The sequence below is a fragment of the uncultured Vagococcus sp. genome, assembly GCF_963518325.1.
In the GTDB taxonomy this organism is placed as follows: domain Bacteria; phylum Bacillota; class Bacilli; order Lactobacillales; family Vagococcaceae; genus Vagococcus_D.
This window is the reverse complement of the sequence record NZ_CAUQJB010000012.1, coordinates 65,320-82,611: the sequence shown is the minus strand read 5'-3', so window position 1 is coordinate 82,611 and position 17,292 is coordinate 65,320. Positions and strand designations below refer to the sequence as shown.

Genomic DNA, 17,292 nt, shown 5'->3' with positions numbered 1-17,292 from the left:
GGGAGTGAAGGGTGAAGAGCCTTTAGAATGTGGTGAGATCGGAGCGAAGCATGGTGATTAATATATAGTCAAAAAAAGACTCCAATGCTTGATAAACAAGCTTTGGAGTCTTTTAAGGATCTTAAAGTTTTTTGTTGTAGAACTCAACGATGTAAGCTTCATCAACTTCTTGAGTTAACTCTTCACGTTCAGGTAAGCGGCTTAAGCCACCTTCTAATTTCTCTTCATCGAAAGTGATGTATCCAGGACGGCCTAAAGCAGACTCGATAGCACCTTTAACGATAACTAGGTTTTTAGATTTTTCACGAACAGAAATCACTTGACCTACCTCAACTTGGTAAGAAGGGATATCTACGCGTTTGCCATCTACTAAGATGTGACCGTGGTTTACTAATTGACGAGACTGACGACGAGTAGTCGCTAATCCTAATTGGTAAACAACGTTATCTAAGCGTTGTTCTAATAAGATCATGAAGTTAACACCATGTTTACCTTCTCTGATTTTACCAGCTTTGATAAATGTGTTAACGAATTGACGTTCGTTCATGCCGTACATGTTACGTAATTTTTGTTTTTCAGTCATTTGCAAGCCGTATTCAGATTTCTTTCCGCGGCTGTTAGGTCCATGTTGACCTGGTGCATAAGGACGACGTGCTAATTCTTTACCCGTACCTGATAATGAAATACCTAGGCGACGTGAAATTTTCCAACTTGGTCCAGTATAACGTGACATTTAAAATTCCTCCAATAATGTTTTTTTGGAGTAAAATAATTTCTGAAAACTTAGTATTCGTTCAGTTCAACCTTCAATCTTCACCCCTTGCAGCCGTGGTTACGCAATTGAACCCAATTGGGCGTTAAACTGTTGACGAGTTACTTATCTTCTAGCTGCTTATTTTACACAAAGATTAGTATACCTCACAATCCTGTCTTAGGTCAAGTGAATTATGGTTTTTCTTTGATAAATGGCCCGATCATGTGATGGTTGTAATAAATATGAAAAAAAATGAAATTTTCATTTTTATTAAGTGAAATCTGCTATATAATGGATGGGTAGAGTTTGGAGGAAACGTTAAAATGAAGTTATTTAAACAGTTTTTATTAATCATTAGTTTTACTTATGCAGGTGAGATTGTTTCCAAGTTATTTAAGTTACCAATACCAGGCAGTGTTATTGGGATGTTGCTGCTATTCGCTGCCTTGTATTTTAAGGTGGTCAAAGTGAATGATGTTGAGACTGTCGGCGTCTTTTTATTGGATAATTTGAGTATTTTATTTTTACCGGCTGGGGTGGGCATTATGGTCTTTTTCCCAGTGATTCGCGAGACTTGGTGGACCTTGCTAATTGCCACGCTAGTTGTCACACTGTTGACGATGGTCGTGGTTGGGCGGATTGTTCAAGCTGTTAAATGCAGATTTGAAGGTGATTTAGTTGAATTAGATGAAGAGGAGGAAGAGGGACATGTTACACGAATTGACGAGTAATCCTTTATTTGGCTTAATGCTGTCTATCATGGTTTTTTTAGGGGCCCGTCGTTTGGCGGCTCGCTTTAAATTACCGATCTTAAATCCTTTGATTATCTCGATCATAGTGGTCATTCTTTTTTTAAAGCTGACAGGTATTACCTATGAGGATTATTATATTGGTGGCGGAATGCTGAATATGTTAATTGCCCCAGCTACGGTGGCACTAGCGATTCCCTTATATCAATCCTTTCATTTATTGAAGCATCACGCCCGTTCAATTTTGGCGGGGATTATTGCCGGTTCACTGATCAGTACTGTTACAACGGCTTGTTTAGCGGTATTGTTTCACTATAATAAGGAGCTGATGGCCTCTATTTTACCTAAATCCGTCACAACGGCTATCGCCATTGAGATTTCTGCTAAAATGGGGGGGATTACAACGGTTACGATTATTGTGGTGATTATTACGGGAATTATAGGGGCGATGTTTGGCCCAACTGTGTTAAAATGGAGCAAAGTAGAAGAGCCTGTTGCCAAGGGGATTGCTTTAGGTACCTCTGCCCATGCTATCGGAACTTCAAAAGCCATGGAATTGGGCAAAGTAGAAGGTGCTATGTCGGGTCTGGCTATTGGCGTGACCGGTTTAGTGACGGTTTTCGTGGCGCCTTTGGTGATGCAACTGTTTAGCGGCCTACTATAATGGAAGGAGCGATTTCCGATGGAATTAATCAGTTTACCAGTTAATCTTGACAATCAACGGCCTATGGCAGCTTACATGAAAAATCGGTTTGTTTTTTTAGGGCTTAAGGCGCCACAACGGCAGGCAATTTGCCAGGATGTGCTTAAAGCGAGTAAGCAGATGCCCACCGAGGAGCTTATGGAGCTGATTGGGGCTTATTATAATCTGAGAGAACGGGAATACCAATACTTGGCCATTGATTTAGCGATTGCTAATGTCAAACGGTTTAGTAAAAGTCAGACGGTGGCATTAGCTGAATACGTTTCGCAAAAAGCGTGGTGGGATAGTGTAGATGCTTGGCGCAAGTTTTTCGGGTTGCGGATTAAGTATTTTCCCGATGAACTTCAGGAGATGTACCATCATTTCCATAGCAGTGATGATTTTTGGATGCGGCGAGTGGCGATTAATTTACAATTGATGCAAAAGGATGAAACAGATCTAGTCTTATTGACAAAAGCGATTTTAAAAGATCAGGAGACTGATGAATTTTTTATTCAGAAGGCTATTGGTTGGTCATTGCGACAATACAGTAAAACAGATCCACAGTGGGTTCGTCAGTTTTTAGAGGACTATCAGTTAAGTCCCTTGGCGGTTCGAGAAGCGACGAAACATTTAAAATAAGTAGATATCTGCATTATCATAAGTAAAAGTGAAACAATCAGCGTCTTGGCTGATTGTTTCATGGTTGGTAGTGAGCTATTTAGTTAAGGAGGCAGGATTATTGGAGAGAAAATTAATTGCCTTTGATATTGACGGGACCTTGCTAAATTCACAGCATGAGGTTTTGGAAAGTTCTTTGGAAGTAATCGACAAGCTCAAAGCAGCTGGTCATTTAGTCACGATTGCCACTGGTCGCAGCTTGGCAACGGCAAAAGCGGTCATTGAGCAAGTTGGTGTCAGCAATTATTTATTGTGTAATGGTGGGTATGCCTTTCTGAATCATCAGCAAGTTTTTAGTAACCCCTTAAATAAAGGTGAGTTAAAGAAGCTGGTGGCCATGGCAAACGACAAACGAATTGATTTATTGTACCAGACGATCGATCAAGTTAAGCAGCAGGGGCCTTTCATTCATGAACGGAATGCGGAAATGCAAAAGGCTTTTAACAGTGAACAGCCTTCTTATGAGTTTGATATTGATGGGGAAGAGGCCATTTATCAAGCCATTCTTTTTTGTAATCGACAGGAAGAGCAGTTGTTTAGTGGGCAATTTGAACAGATTCGCTTTACGCGCTGGGGCGATGATGCCATGGATGCAGTACCGAGTAATAGTTCCAAGGCGGTAACATTAGAGGCAATCGCTGTTGAACAAGGGTTTGCTGCAGCGGATATCATTGTCTTTGGTGATGGTGAAAATGACATTGAAATGGTTCAATTGGCAGGTGTGGGGGTTGTCATGGATAATGCTACGGATTACGTGAAAGGCTACGCTGATTTTGTGACAAAAAGTCACGATAACCATGGTATTTGGCACGCTGCCAAAGAATTGAAGTTAATTTAAACGCACCAGACTCTCTGTGACAGGAAGTCTGGTGCATTTTTAGATAGGAATTTGAATGACGTTGACGCCCTTTTGTTCAATTTTTTCTATCATGGCTGTGTTGGCGAAAGAATCCGTAATCAGATAATCGATTTCTTCTAGGCGACCACTGAGAAAATTAACGGTTTTGCCGATTTTCCGATAGTCAGCCACGACAATTTTTAGTCCATGTGTCCGGTCGATGATCAGTTTATTTATTTTTGCTTCATGGAATATGGGAGTGGTAATGCCGTCTTCAGCAGTTATACCTGAACAGCCAATGATACAGATGTCCGCCTTCATTTTTGAAAAGGAATCGATGGCGATGTCCCCGACAAGCGCTTCTTTGGGGAAACGAATTTCACCACCAGACAGAATAATGGTCGAATGAGGATTATGATCCAAATTGGCGACTTTAACGTTGTTGGTAATAACAGTTAACCGTTTGTCCTCGGTATAGCTTAAGCTCAATAGGGCAGTCGAGCTAGTATTAATAAAAATGGTGTCGTTTTCTTTAATAAAGGAGGCGGCTTTTTTAGCTAGCTGTAATTTGATGCAGTCCAGTTGGCGGTTTTCTTCGGTATAGTCGTCAATGTTGTCGACTTTTTCTGCCCCTCCGTGAAAGCGGCGGACTAAGCCCATTCGATCTAGGGTGGCTAGATCTCTTCTGACTGTAATTTCTGAGATACCTAATCGTTCGGACAGGTCAAATACAGATAGAGAATTAAATTCTTGTAGCAAAGATAAAATCTTGTTTTTACGTTTTTGAATTAGTTCATTGGTGTTCTTCAAATGTTATCCACTCCTTTCTTTTAGCTAATTCAACCAAATGTAGCTGGTTTCCTTGTGCGATGACGTCTTTCAGTAAACGGTGGGCCTCAGATGATTTGTTTAGAGCGTGATTAACTTGGGCTTTCTCAAATAATAAATAAGTGGTCTCACGTGGATTAAAGTTGGTTGTATCCACTCCCTCAAGTTTTTTTAATGCTTGGGAATAACGCTTGTCTCTCAAAAAATGTAGGCCGTCTATCTCTTCCCAGGAATAAAGAGGGGAGAGGTCTTTTTTAGTTTGCAGACTGTACTTTAACTGAGACAGTTTTTTGAGGGAGTCGTCAAACAATTCACGATTATTTAAGTAATAAGCGCACTGCATCTGGGTGTGGTAGTTGATTAACAAATAATCTTTCGTTCCATGGAAAAAGCGGTGATGCTTGTCCAGATGGGAGAGGCATTCTTGGAAAGCCCCTTGATCTAATAGAAGCAACGTGTCGAATAATTTCAAAGAAGGGGCGAATCCGTGAAAGTAGTCAAATTTGATTAGTTGATCTCTTAGCTGGCGGGCCTTCTCTTGATTGCAGTCAAAGGTTAAAGCGAGAATCATCCTGTCATAAAGTGACTTCAACCATTCAAAAAGCAGGATGATGCTTAAGACCACTAGTCCAATCATCCCATAAACAATCTTTAATGGCTGGGGAGTGGTAAAAACCAAATAGAGGATATAGGCACTAAAAATAATATACAGCGTCCAATTGCTCCATTTTCTTATGGAAGAGCTGTGTTTAAATAAAATACGTGATAATTTGTTCATTTCTCTTCACCTCGATCATAATATATCATGGAAGCGGATTAATGACTATAAAAAAAACAGAGATATGATCGAATGATCGTTAAAAGTGGGGAAACAGTCATAAAAACTGATTGTATTCGCTAACAATCCGTTTAGAATAGAAGTATAGTCATCTCGTTCTCCTAAGATGCGCCTAGTTGAGTGGCAGTAGTCGAACCAAATCTAAAATAAACAGGTTGTGCCCACAGAACAGGTTCATCAAAGGGAGCGACTCAGGTAATGTTTAAGTTACTGAATGATTAAAGGAATAGAGTTTTCATGTTAGAGATTAGGAGGAATGCTAAGTGAGTCAAGTTGAGCAGGTCACAAGAGAGAATTGGATATTAAATACTTTTCCAGAATGGGGGACATGGCTAAATGAAGAAATCGAACAGGAGGTAGTAAGCCAAGGAACAGTTTCCATGTGGTGGTTAGGTTGTACAGGCATTTGGCTAAAGTCGCATGAAGGGACGAATATTTTATGTGATTTATGGTGTGGGACGGGTAAACGGAGCCACGGTGATGGCAAAATGAAAAAAGGCCACCAGATGATGCGAATGAGTGGTGTTCAGCAGATGCAGCCGAATTTGCGGACCCAACCCTTTGTGATTGATCCTTTTGCAATCAAGGATGTAGATGCCTTGGTAGTCACTCATATTCATTCGGATCATTTAGATATTAACACGGCGGCAGCTGTTCATCAGAACTGTCCCGAGGCATTATTCATTGGGCCTCAAGAAGTGGTAAATACATGGCTTGCCTGGGGCATTCCAAAAGAGAAAATGATCGTGGTGCATCCTGGTGATCAAGTGACGATTAAGTCAATCAAACTAGTGGCCTTAGAGGCCTTTGATCGGACTGCTTTGATTACCTGCCCCGATGAGCATCAGGTTCTGGCAGGTAAACTACCCCAAGACATGGATGAAATTGCGGTGAATTATTTGTTTGAAACCTCAGGAGGAAATATTTATCATGCAGGGGATTCCCATTATTCCAATAAATTTGCCGAACATGGTAATCGTTATAAGGTGGATGTTTGTTTAGGTGCTTACGGTGAAAATCCTCGGGGAATTACCGATAAGGTGACGTCAGTTGATATGTTGAGAATGGCAGAATCCCTTAAGGCGAAGGTTGTGATTCCTGTTCATTACGACATTTGGTCCAACTTTATGGCTGACCCAAAAGAAATCACCTTGTTGTGGAACGCGAAAAAGGATCGTTTAAATTATGAGTTTAAGCCATTTATTTGGCAAGTGGGAGGCAAGTACACTTACCCGACAGATAAAGATAAGTTGGAATTCAATTTCTATCGTGGCTTTTCGGATGTTTTTGCCATTGATAATGATGTGCCTTTTACATCATTTTTATAAGCTAGGTAACTCAGGGGAAAGGGGGCTAGCTAAGACAGGATAGGTGATTAAAGAAAGTTGCGTTTGGAATCGTTTATGAAAGGAGCAGGGGAATGTTACATTATTTTTTTGATAATCAACTGATTCGGTATTGTGAGGAGCAGCCTGCTGACTGGCGGGAAGCTATTAAAGAAAGTTGCCAGTTATTATTAGAGCAGCAGGTGATTGATCAGGTTTATGTGGATGAGGTGATCAGCAGCGTGGAAGAGTTTGGGCCTTATATTGTGATTGTTCCTGGGGTTGCCATGCCACATTCATCAGAACAAAGTCAGGGGGTTTTTGGTACGGCAATCTCCTTTACGAAGATGAAAGAGCCTGTGGTTTTTAATGATCAGGATGCTGAAAAAAATGCAAGCCTTTTCTTTACATTAGCAGCCAAAAATCCTGAGGAGCACATTCAAAATATTTCGAATTTATCTGAAATGTTAATGACCGAGGGGCTAATTGGCGCCTTAGAAGCCACTGATAATTTAGATGAGTTTCAAGAAGTGATGAGGCAGTTTAGCGGGGAAGGCCATCTGGATTAGGATGGTAGTCTTGAATTTTTAAAGGAGGAAGAAGATGGAGGCAGTACTAAATTTTCTATTATCTATTTGGAGTTATTTTGCAGCAAATATCTTGACGCAGCCGGCATTTTTAATAGGTTTTATCGTATTACTGGGCTATATCTTACTAAAGAAACCTTTATATGAAAGCGTCGCCGGCTTTCTTAAAGCGACTGTTGGTTATTTGATTTTATCTGTCGGGTCTGGGGGGTTGGTCAATAATTTTAGACCGATATTAGTTGGGTTAAAGGAACGGTTTAATTTAGATGCCATGGTGATTGATCCTTATTTTGGTCAAAATGCCGTGACGGTTGGCATCGAAGAAACCTTTGGTAAAACATTCAGTGATACGATGTTGTTATTACTGATAGCCTTTGTCATGAATATTTTACTTGTTCGTTTTAAGAAGTATACAAAACTTAGGGCCGTATTTACTACGGGGAATGTGCAAGTGCAGCAAGCGGCCACGGCCTTTTGGATTTTATTGTTTTGTTTTCCCGATTTAGGCCGAATCCCTGTTTTATTGATTATGGGCTTGATTTTAGGGGTATATTGGGCAGTTGGTTCTAATTTGACGGTGGATATCACTCAAGAGCTGACAGAGGGGGCTGGGTTTGCTATTGCTCACCAGCAGATGTTCGGGATAGCGATTTTTTCTAAACTATCTGAAAAGATGAAACAAACCAAGAAAAATAAAAAGCTTGAAGACATGGAGTTACCGGGATTTTTATCGATTTTTAATGAAAACATGGTTGCGACGTCTATACTGATGTTATTTTTCTTCGGTATTATCCTATTGGTTTTAGGTAAACCTTACTTGGTTTCGGCTGAATTTATGTTGCCAGAACAAAGTTTTTTCTTCTACATTTTATTGACGTCACTTAATTTTGCTGTTTACCTGGCTATCTTACAATTAGGGGTTCGGACATTTGTGGCGGAATTAACGGAATCCTTTCAAGGGATTTCCAATACCTTGCTACCAGGAGCTGTTCCAGGTATTGATGTAGCGGCTTCCTTTGGCTTTGGCTCACCGAATGCGGTAACCATTGGTTTTCTTTTTGGGGCCTTGGGTCAATTCATCACAATCGGCTTATTGATTTTACTGAAATCGCCGACCATTGTAATTGCAGGCTTTATTCCGTTGTTCTTTGATAATGCAGCGATTGCTGTTTATTCAAATAATAAGGGAGGCTTTAAGGCGGCTTGTATCTTCCCTTTCATTTCAGGCATTATCCAAGTGGCAGGATCTGCTTTAATCGCAACATTTATCGGTTTGTCTCAGTACGGCGGTTATTTAGGCATGTTTGACTGGGCGACTGTCTGGCCATTGATGACGGTCTTGATGAAATATTTAGGGTTTGTTGGTATCGGCGTGGTGGTGATTGGCTTATTGGCAATCCCACAAATTCAGTATCGTAGACGACCAGAGACGTATTTCTTAATAACAGAGGATTATGAAGAGTATGAAGCAGTCATGAATAAAGGATAAGCAGTTGTTTAAAAAGAAACAGGAAGGAAGATTAAAATGCGAGTATTAGTAGCGTGTGCCAATGGGTCAGGAACGAGTTTAATGATGAAGAAGAGTGTTGAAAAGGCCTTGAAGGAATTAGGTTTTCATATTACCAATATCCACCATTGTGCGATTTCCGAAGGGAAAAGTACGGCGACTCAGTATGATGTGGTTTTTACCCCGATGAATTTTTTGAGCATGTTTGATAATGCCAAGAAAAAAGGGGTGACCATCGTTGGCGTAAAAAACGTCATGTCTGCTAAAGAAGTAGTCGAGCGTGTGAATGAAACTGATTTAGCAGAGAAATTTAAATAAAGGTGGGAGGAATGGCTGCTGGACAAAGACGTCATTCCTTTCTGGAAAAGAGGGATTATCAGGTGAGTAGACCTAATTTACAAGTTGCTTTGGACCATTCAGATTTACCAAGTGCCATAGCAGATGTGGTCAAGGTAGGCGCTGAAGTTGATATTATAGAAGTAGGGACCATTCTTTGTTTGCAGGCGGGAGAAGTGGCCATTCAGAGTATGCGAGCTTTATTTCCGGATAAACGAGTGATCGCAGATACTAAATGTGCTGACGCTGGTGGAACTGTGGCAGGCAACTGTCGGCGAGCTGGGGCGGACTGGATGACGGTTATCTGTTGTGCCACACTGCCGACGATGATTGCTGCGGCTAAAGAGGTCAAAGAAGTTCAAGTGGAACTTTATGGTGACTGGACATTTGAGCAAGCTCAGACATGGCTAGAAGTTGGCATTAGCCAAGTGATTTATCATCAAAGTAGAGATGCCTTGTTCGCTGGCGAGAGTTGGGGAGAAAAAGATTTGGAAAAAGTTAAGAGGCTCATCGAGATGGGCTTTAGAGTGTCGGTGACGGGAGGACTAACCATTGAAACGCTAAAACTGTTCTCGGATCTTGAGGTTTTTACCTTTATTGCGGGCAGAGGGATTACAGAGGCAAAAGATCTTGCTTTAGCAGCAAGGGCTTTTCAAGAGGAGATTAAACGAATTTGGGAGTGACATCAATGACGACAATTGGAATATATGAAAAAGCTTTGCCAAAAAACATAACATGGCTAAAGCGGTTGGAATTAGCCCAATCCTTAGGGTTTGATTTTGTTGAAATGTCCATTGATGAAACAGATGAACGACTGGCGCGCTTGGACTGGACGCCAGCAGAACGTCTGGCAGTTGTTCAAGGGATTCATCAAACTGGGGTTAAAATTATGTCGCTTTGTTTAAGTGGTCATCGGCGCTATCCTTTAGGTTCAAGGGATCCCTTAAAGCGTGAAAAAGCGATGGAGCTGATGGCTAAAGCCATTGATTTGGCCGCAGATTTAGGTATTCGAACCATTCAGCTGGCTGGATACGATGTTTATTATGAAGAAAAAACAGTGAGTTCCCGTCATCTTTTTATTGAAAACTTGAAAGCGGCGGTGGGGCTTGCGGCAGCTAAGGGCATTACCTTAGCTATTGAGGTTATGGATGATCCCTTTATTAACTCCATCAGCAAATTTTTAGAAATTAAGGAACAAGTGCCATCACCTTGGTTGCAAGTCTATCCGGATTTGGGAAACTTATCTGCTTGGCCAGAAAATGACATTGGTTTGGAGCTGGAAAAAGGAATTAACAGTATTTCCAACGTCCATTTAAAGGATACCTTGGCAGTGAGGGGAGAGTTTCCAGGGAAGTTTAAAGAGGTGCCTTTTGGCGAGGGCTGTGTTGACTTTAAGGGCTGTTTACAAACCTTAAAGCGCCTGGGCTATACAGGGCCCTTTCTCATAGAAATGTGGAGTGAAACGTCAGGCCAACCTGAGCTGGCGATTAAAGAGGCCCAAGGGTTTTTATTGCCCTTGCTAAGGGAGGTCGGTTATGATGTCTAAAGCAAAGATCATCAGGGAAATGCAAGAACGGGTTTATCAGGCTAATTTAGTATTACCTCAAGAGGGCTTAGTTAAGTTAACTTGGGGGAATGCGAGTGAAGTCAATCGAGAGTTGCAATTGATTGTTATTAAGCCTAGTGGTGTTGCTTACAATCAGATGAAACCAGAGCAGATGGTGGTCACGGATTTAAGTGGCAAGGTGTTGGAAGGTAGTCTTAAACCTTCCTCTGACTTAGGGACTCACGTTATTTTATATCGTGATTTTCAAGAGATTCAGGGAGTGGTTCATACCCATTCTAAACATGCGGTTATGTGGGCTCAAGGGGCTCGGGATATTCCCCCTTATGGCACGACCCATGCCGATACGTTTTATGGGGAAATTCCTTGTACACGTCCTTTAACAGAGGCAGAGATTGTGGGTGAATATGAAATAGAGACGGGTCACGTGATTGTGGAGACTTTTAGAGTGAGACAGATTGATCCACTGGCTGTGCCAGGGGTGATTGTGAATGGACACGGGCCATTTGTATGGGGGAAATCAGTAGCAGAAGCCGTGGAGCATGGGATTATCTTAGAGGAAGTGGCTGAAATGGCGATGGGAACAGAAATAGTCAGGCCAGCCTCCGGAACTATTTCAGATGGGTTGCTTGATAAACATTATTTGAGAAAACATGGTGAACAGGCTTATTATGGGCAATGAGAATAGAAAACCAGTCTTGGAAGTCCAAGACTGGTTTTTTATTCAATAATAATAACGTCATTTTTAACGGCATATGGATTTGTTTCATTGATGTGATCAAAGAACATAACCCCGTTAATGTGGTCAATTTCATGTTGGATGACGATGGCTTCGTAGTCCTTTAGTTTAACCTTGTGAGGGTTGCCGTCTATGTCAAAGTAAGAGACGGTTACTCGTAAGTGGCGAACCACATAACCAGGTACATCACGGTCGACTGACAGACAACCTTCGCCGTCTTTTAGGCAAGCGTCTTGTACAGAATGGCTGATTATTTTAGGGTTAACCATGACAGTGCTTAAAGATGGTTCTGATACTTCAGGGTCATTGCTAGGGACATGTAAGGCTACGATGCGTTTTGATACGTCTAATTGTGGGGCTGCTAGACCAACGCCACCTCGCAACTCATATTTTTCGGCTAGTTCAGGGTCTTGGCTGTTTTTTAAAAAAGTTAACATCTCGTCGCCTAATTGGCGTTCTTCTTCAGTTAGAGGCAGGACCACTTCTTCAGCAACTTGTCGCAAAGTAGGGTGTCCCTCACGGATGATATCGTCCATTGTAATCATTAAACTCTCACTCCTTGTGCATTTTCATCAGTATATTATAACACATGGAGAACGTAAAAAGATAGATTTGCTCTCAGGTAGTTTTAGACGTTAAAAGGTCTTAATCAGCGGTATAGGCATTGCCATTCATCATTCCTTGACACAAGTAAAAAATGCCACTTGTTAATAAGAGATTTATGAGGGTGATTACTGGAACTAACAGGATCAGACTTGTATTGATATTTCCTGTCAAAGCGTAAAATCCTAAGGTGATAAGAGCGCTAGGAATCAGTGAAGCGCCAATGACCAACATTCGCAAGGCACTTTCCAACATAATATTACTGCGACTTTTCACTAATCGTAGTGCTGCCACATTGGCAGAATGGAAAACAGCGATAAGGGAGGCTAGTAATATAAAGGTCAATAAAAAGGTTGTCAGAGAGGCTTTTAAGAAAAGGGCGCCAGGTAATAAAAATAAGAAACAAAAAAGTAACGTCTTGCCAAAAGGTATTACTAGGATGTTTAAGAGTTTCTTTAATGGGTGACCTGGGATTAAATAAATATAGTTGCTTTTTAGCTCTTCTGTTATGCTGGAAGAACTAACAGTATTGATTAAGTAGAAAACTAGCAGCCCTGTGTAAAGATAAAAATTAGGTTTCAGACTAAAACAAAAGACCAGTCCAGCGAAGAGAGGAATTAGTTCGCCTTTCGTTAAAAATTGTCGTGATTTTAAAAGGATTAACCAATTTTTAGACAATAAAGCCCCTTCTTTTTGTTTGTAGCGAATCGTCACATTTTGAAGTTGCTTAGGCTGAGAAGTATCTTTACCAGCCAAGGCTTTTTTGTAGTAGTCCGTGTAATCAACCGCATCGATCATGGCTTGCTCATAGAAGTTTCCTTGGATACGGGTAAAATAACCAATTAGTAAGCCGTTAGTTAGAAGTGGTAGTCCAAGCCCAATAAATAAGCCAAGGTAGTCAGGAGCGAAAGAGCTGTTAATCGCCAGCTTTGCCCAACCAATAAGGGGAACCCAATAAAAATTTTTACTGGTAATAAAGGCTAATAAACCTGCTCTGACATCAAAATGAGCGACAAATATGTTATAGGCGATAAAGGCTGCCACGACTAGTAGTGAAACTAGGCCAAGGAGTTGATTTCGGCGACTCTTTTGCTGGCTAATGAGTTCTTTAACATAAGTGATTTGTAAGAGTGTCATAAAGGCATTGATCAGTAAGATGGAGCTAAGGCAGGCAGTTAACAATTGTAATAATGTGAACTTGCCAACAGACATTAAAAAAAGAACGGGTAATAACCCACAGAAGAGACCAGTTAACAGACTTTGTAATAGACTGTCGAAAGCGGCGTATCCTAAAATTTGGCGATTGTTAAAAGGGCCAATAAACATATAGTAGGAATCTTCTTCAAAAAAGAGGGACATTCTCTTCTGAAGCAAAATCATCACAACTAAGCCAAAAGAAAAACCGATGACTAATAAGGTATAGACAGAAAACATGTCTTCTGCTAATCGAGCTTGTTTGCTAAAAAAAACAGGTAAGATTGAAAAAGCAGTGCCGCCAATCATCAGAATCATAAAAATAGCAGAAAGAGGACTTTTAAATAAATCGCGAATTTTGGCTTTTTTCTTAGTCATATTTAATTTAATTAGCTGTTTCATCTTGCTCCTCCTCGTTTAAGGTGAAAAAGAGTTCTTTGAGACTTTGGTTTCCTAGAGATGTGCGAGTGACTTCCTGTAAAACCCGACCTTTTTTCATGATATAGGCTCGATCCCAGACGTCGTTTAACATATCGATAATATGCGTGCTCATCAAAATACTGACGCCTTGATGCTTCATGCCCTCTAAAATATCCAGTGTGTCTTGAATGCTATTGGGATCCAATCCCATCATAGGTTCGTCAACTAAAAGGGCTTTAGGGCGAACCATCAATGCCAAAGTCATGGATAATTTTTGGCGCATGCCTTTTGATAACTCTTTGGCAATTGACTGGCGTTTGTCCAGCAGTTTAAAGAGTGTTAGAAATTTTGTGGCTTCTCTTTGATAGTCGGAGATATTGTAGGCATTGCCAATAAAGTCCACATGCTCATCGATTGTTAATAAGTCGTATAAGACTGGAGTTTCAGGAATGTAACCAAAGGATTTTTTTGCTTCAATGCTTAAATTGGGGTGCCCGCAAATTTGAATATCGCCTGAGTACTTAAGGAGTCCGATGATACTTTTGATGGTGGTTGACTTACCAGCCCCATTGGCGCCTAATAAAACAGTGATTTCTCCTGGTTTTGCGATTAAATTAACATCAGTTGCACCAACGCCTTTACCGTAATCTTTTGTTAAATTTGTTACTTCAATCATTCTTATTCCTCCTCTGATGGGTCAGTCTCAACTCATGTTTTGTAGGTCAAAACAGTAAGTGGCGTAACCTTCTGATCAGTCCGCAAGTGCGGCTGACTTAAACCTATCAAAGGAACAAAGTAGATAAGTGAATTTTGCTTAAATGGTTGAATATTTCTCCCGAACGGTTTAATTTTGGTTGAAAGGTTGGGCAAGCTTGTTATTTTCATAAAAGTAAGGCAGAAACTGCTTGCATTTAACTGGTTATTCAGGTAAAGTAATATTGTACGATTATTAGATTGTACCGCCTATTACTTGGTTCGTCGAGTCACCTACGGCCTACTCAGTTATGGGATGAATTTATCAGGAAGAGGTGGAACACGCATGTCAATGTCAAAAGAAAAGAAAAACGAAATCATTAAAGAGTATGCTCGTCACGAAGGAGATACTGGTTCGCCAGAAGTACAGATTGCAGTTTTAACTGCTGAAATCAATCACTTAAACGATCACTCTAAACTACACAAGAAAGATCACCATTCTTACCGTGGTTTAATGAAAAAAGTTGGACACCGTCGTAACTTGTTAGCTTACTTACGTAACAACGATGTTGCTCGTTACCGCGAATTAATCCAACGTCTAGGATTACGTCGTTAATCAAATTGGACATATTTAAGAAAGTGAGGTTCGTTATGGATCTCGCTTTCTTTTAGTATTGAAGTATGTAAAAAAATTGAAGTTTCGAAATCGTGTTTAGTGATACTACTATGCAAATGAGAGCTGTCAACAAGGCCATTGTTGGGTGTTGACATTTGTTTAGTAGCCCACTCACGTTTTTCGAAAAGAAAAGGAGCAAAAGATGAGTTCAGAAAAAAAAGTATTCTCAATGGATTGGGGCGGACGTCCGCTATCAGTTGAAGTGGGTCATTTAGCAAAACAAGCAAATGGCTCCGTATTAGTGCGTTATGGAGACACGGTTGTCTTAACCGCAGCAGTAGGCTCTAAAGCACCAAAAGACGTGGATTTTTTTCCATTAACCGTCAACTATGATGAAAAAATGTATGCAGTAGGTAAAATTCCTGGTGGCTTTATTAAGCGTGAAGCACGCCCAAGCGAACGTGCAACCTTAACCGCTCGTTTAATCGACCGTCCAATTCGTCCGATGTTTGCGGAAGGCTTCCGTAACGACGTGCAAATCACTAACGTGGTCATGAGTGTGGAACAAGATTGCACACCTGAAATGTCTGCCATGCTAGGCTCATCGTTAGCCTTATCTATCTCTGATATTCCATTCAACGGTCCTATTGCTGGGGTGAACGTTGGTCGTGTTAACGGCGAATATGTCTTAAACCCAACAATTGAACAAGCTGAACTGTCAGACATTGAATTGACTGTAGCCGGCACTAAAGATGCCATCAACATGGTGGAAAGTGGCGCTAAAGAAGTATCTGAAGAAGATATGCTTGGGGCGTTATTATTCGGACATGCTGCGATCAAAGAATTAGTGGCTTTCCAAGAAAAAATTGCGGCAGAAGTCGGCAAAGAAAAAATGGAAATCATCTTGTTACAAGTCTCAGAAGATTTGGAAACAGAAATCAACGATGCGTATAAAGCGAAGATGGTTGCGGCGATTCAAACTGAAGAAAAATTAGCCCGTGAAGAAAACATCGAGGCCTTAAAAGCTGAAATCACTGAGTTATACACAGAAAAATTAGCGGCAGATGCAGATGCTGCTAAGAAATTAAAAGAAGTTCGTCAAATATTAGAAGACATGGAAAAGAATGAAGTTCGTCGTTTAATTACGATTGATAAGATTCGTCCTGATGGTCGTAAAGTCGATGAATTACGTCAACTTGAAGGTGAAGTCGGCATTTTACCACGTGTTCATGGTTCTGGTCTCTTCACTCGTGGTCAAACCCAAGCCTTGTCTGTGGTGACATTAGCACCTCTTGGCGAGCATCAAATTATTGATGGCTTAGGCTTAGAAGACAGCAAACGATTTATTCATCATTATAATTTCCCACAATTCTCAGTGGGGTCAACAGGTCCTTCTCGTGGTCCTGGCCGTCGTGAGATTGGTCACGGTGCTCTAGGTGAACGTGCGATGGCACAAGTGATTCCTTCTGAAGAAGAGTTTCCTTACATGATTCGTGTGGTGTCAGAAGTACTTGAATCAAATGGTTCTTCTTCTCAAGCGAGTATCTGTGGGGGGATCTTAGCTTTAATGGATGCCGGTGTGCCGATTAAAGCACCCGTTGCGGGGATTGCCATGGGTCTGGTGATGGATGGCGATAACTATACGATTTTAACTGATATTCAAGGGTTGGAAGACCATCTGGGAGACATGGACTTTAAAGTGGCTGGAACTAAAGATGGGATTACCGCCTTGCAAATGGATATTAAAATTGAAGGTATCACGGAACAAATCTTAACGGAAGCTTTAACTCAAGCCAAAAAAGCGCGGATGGAAATCCTAGACGTCTTGACTGCCACAATTGCGGCACCTCGTGAAGAGTTAAGCGAATATGCACCGAAGATTGAAATGATTCAAATTAAACCTGAAAAAATCAAAGATGTTATCGGTAAAGGTGGCGACACTATTAACGGTATTATCGATGAAACTGGGGTTAAAATTGATATCGATCAAGACGGTAATGTTAGTATTGCCTCTGCCGATGCAGCGATGATTAAGAAAGCTATCTCAATCATTGAAGAGTTGACTAAAGAAGTCGTTGTCGGCGAAGTTTATTTAGGAAAAGTGGTTCGTGTTGAAAAATTCGGAGCATTTGTTAATCTGATTAAAGGTAAGGACGCCTTAGTTCATATCTCTCAATTAGCTAACGAGCGTGTTGCCAATGTTGAAGATGTGGTGAAATTAGGTGACGAAGTCTTAGTTAAAGTCACTGAAATCGATAAAATGGGCCGTGTTAATGCCTCTCGCAAAGCAATGTTGACAGATGAAAAAGCTGGCGAATCAAAATAATTAATGATGAAG

Annotated in this window: 19 protein-coding genes; 13 read left to right on the top strand and 6 right to left on the bottom strand. The window is 40.9% G+C overall.

The window, feature by feature from the left end; translation table 11 throughout:
• Window positions 1-121: 121 nt before the first annotated feature.
• Window positions 122-733 carry a 30S ribosomal protein S4 gene (gene rpsD / locus RWN13_RS11780; RefSeq protein WP_314063674.1) on the bottom strand — a complete coding sequence of 204 codons (612 nt, stop codon included), beginning with the start codon at window positions 731-733 and terminating at the stop codon, window positions 122-124.
• A 344-nt stretch (window positions 734-1,077) separates the two neighbouring features.
• Between rpsD and RWN13_RS11775 the strand changes: the two genes are divergently transcribed.
• The 4 genes from RWN13_RS11775 (at window position 1,078) to RWN13_RS11760 (ending at window position 3,704) form a co-directional block, all read left to right on the top strand.
• Window positions 1,078-1,485 (top strand): CidA/LrgA family protein, encoded by a 408-nt coding sequence (locus tag RWN13_RS11775; protein ID WP_314063672.1) that lies wholly within the window; start codon window positions 1,078-1,080, stop codon window positions 1,483-1,485.
• Window positions 1,463-2,167: an LrgB family protein gene (locus RWN13_RS11770; RefSeq protein WP_314063669.1), complete on the top strand. Its 705-nt coding sequence runs from the start codon at window positions 1,463-1,465 to the stop codon at window positions 2,165-2,167. The genes RWN13_RS11775 and RWN13_RS11770 overlap by 23 nt, the downstream gene beginning before the upstream one ends.
• 18 nt (window positions 2,168-2,185) lie before the next feature.
• On the top strand, window positions 2,186-2,827 hold the full coding sequence (locus tag RWN13_RS11765; RefSeq protein WP_314063667.1) for a DNA alkylation repair protein: 642 nt from the start codon (window positions 2,186-2,188) through the stop codon (window positions 2,825-2,827).
• Between the two features lie 100 nt (window positions 2,828-2,927).
• Complete coding sequence (locus tag RWN13_RS11760) at window positions 2,928-3,704, top strand: HAD family hydrolase (RefSeq protein WP_314063666.1); 777 nt, start codon at window positions 2,928-2,930, stop codon at window positions 3,702-3,704.
• Between the two features lie 39 nt (window positions 3,705-3,743).
• Here the strand turns inward: RWN13_RS11760 and RWN13_RS11755 are convergent, their stop codons facing one another.
• Together RWN13_RS11755 and RWN13_RS11750 are read right to left on the bottom strand one after the other, a co-directional pair.
• On the bottom strand, window positions 3,744-4,514 hold the full coding sequence (locus tag RWN13_RS11755) for a DeoR/GlpR family DNA-binding transcription regulator (protein ID WP_314063665.1): 771 nt from the start codon (window positions 4,512-4,514) through the stop codon (window positions 3,744-3,746).
• Complete coding sequence (locus tag RWN13_RS11750) at window positions 4,498-5,310, bottom strand: hypothetical protein (protein WP_314063663.1); 813 nt, start codon at window positions 5,308-5,310, stop codon at window positions 4,498-4,500. Before RWN13_RS11750 ends, RWN13_RS11755 begins: the two co-directional genes overlap by 17 nt.
• 323 nt (window positions 5,311-5,633) lie before the next feature.
• Between RWN13_RS11750 and ulaG the strand changes: the two genes are divergently transcribed.
• The 7 genes from ulaG (at window position 5,634) to araD (ending at window position 11,371) form a co-directional block, all read left to right on the top strand.
• Window positions 5,634-6,698, top strand: coding sequence for an L-ascorbate 6-phosphate lactonase (gene ulaG, locus RWN13_RS11745; protein ID WP_314063660.1), 1,065 nt, complete (start codon window positions 5,634-5,636; stop codon window positions 6,696-6,698).
• Between the two features lie 92 nt (window positions 6,699-6,790).
• Window positions 6,791-7,264 carry a PTS sugar transporter subunit IIA gene (locus RWN13_RS11740; RefSeq protein ID WP_314063657.1) on the top strand — a complete coding sequence of 158 codons (474 nt, stop codon included), beginning with the start codon at window positions 6,791-6,793 and terminating at the stop codon, window positions 7,262-7,264.
• Between the two features lie 34 nt (window positions 7,265-7,298).
• A complete protein-coding gene (locus tag RWN13_RS11735; protein ID WP_314063656.1) occupies window positions 7,299-8,771 on the top strand; it encodes a PTS ascorbate transporter subunit IIC in 1,473 nt (490 codons plus the stop codon).
• 36 nt (window positions 8,772-8,807) lie between these two features.
• A complete protein-coding gene (locus tag RWN13_RS11730) occupies window positions 8,808-9,107 on the top strand; it encodes a PTS sugar transporter subunit IIB (RefSeq protein ID WP_314063654.1) in 300 nt (99 codons plus the stop codon).
• Between the two features lie 11 nt (window positions 9,108-9,118).
• On the top strand, window positions 9,119-9,808 hold the full coding sequence (locus RWN13_RS11725; RefSeq protein ID WP_399553658.1) for a 3-keto-L-gulonate-6-phosphate decarboxylase UlaD: 690 nt from the start codon (window positions 9,119-9,121) through the stop codon (window positions 9,806-9,808).
• A 5-nt stretch (window positions 9,809-9,813) separates the two neighbouring features.
• Window positions 9,814-10,671: an L-ribulose-5-phosphate 3-epimerase gene (locus RWN13_RS11720; protein ID WP_314063651.1), complete on the top strand. Its 858-nt coding sequence runs from the start codon at window positions 9,814-9,816 to the stop codon at window positions 10,669-10,671.
• Entirely contained in the window at window positions 10,664-11,371 is a 708-nt protein-coding gene (araD, locus tag RWN13_RS11715; protein ID WP_314063779.1) for an L-ribulose-5-phosphate 4-epimerase AraD, read from the top strand. The genes RWN13_RS11720 and araD overlap by 8 nt, the downstream gene beginning before the upstream one ends.
• A gap of 38 nt (window positions 11,372-11,409) precedes the next feature.
• Here araD and def read toward each other — a convergent pair whose 3' ends face one another.
• The 3 genes from def to RWN13_RS11700 all read right to left on the bottom strand — a co-directional run bounded on the left by def (window position 11,410) and on the right by RWN13_RS11700 (window position 14,321).
• Complete coding sequence (gene def, locus RWN13_RS11710; protein ID WP_314063649.1) at window positions 11,410-11,973, bottom strand: peptide deformylase; 564 nt, start codon at window positions 11,971-11,973, stop codon at window positions 11,410-11,412.
• A gap of 100 nt (window positions 11,974-12,073) precedes the next feature.
• Window positions 12,074-13,627, bottom strand: coding sequence for a putative ABC exporter domain-containing protein (locus tag RWN13_RS11705; RefSeq protein WP_314063647.1), 1,554 nt, complete (start codon window positions 13,625-13,627; stop codon window positions 12,074-12,076).
• Complete coding sequence (locus RWN13_RS11700) at window positions 13,611-14,321, bottom strand: ABC transporter ATP-binding protein (protein ID WP_314063644.1); 711 nt, start codon at window positions 14,319-14,321, stop codon at window positions 13,611-13,613. The genes RWN13_RS11705 and RWN13_RS11700 overlap by 17 nt, the downstream gene beginning before the upstream one ends.
• Before the next feature lie 363 nt (window positions 14,322-14,684).
• On the opposite strand from RWN13_RS11700, the gene rpsO reads away from it, so the two are divergent.
• Window positions 14,685-14,954 carry a 30S ribosomal protein S15 gene (gene rpsO / locus RWN13_RS11695; protein ID WP_314063642.1) on the top strand — a complete coding sequence of 90 codons (270 nt, stop codon included), beginning with the start codon at window positions 14,685-14,687 and terminating at the stop codon, window positions 14,952-14,954.
• Window positions 14,955-15,156: 202 nt separating this feature from the next.
• Window positions 15,157-17,280, top strand: a complete 2,124-nt coding sequence (gene pnp / locus RWN13_RS11690) for a polyribonucleotide nucleotidyltransferase (protein ID WP_314063640.1) — start codon at window positions 15,157-15,159, stop codon at window positions 17,278-17,280.
• The last annotated feature ends 12 nt before the right edge of the window (window positions 17,281-17,292 follow it).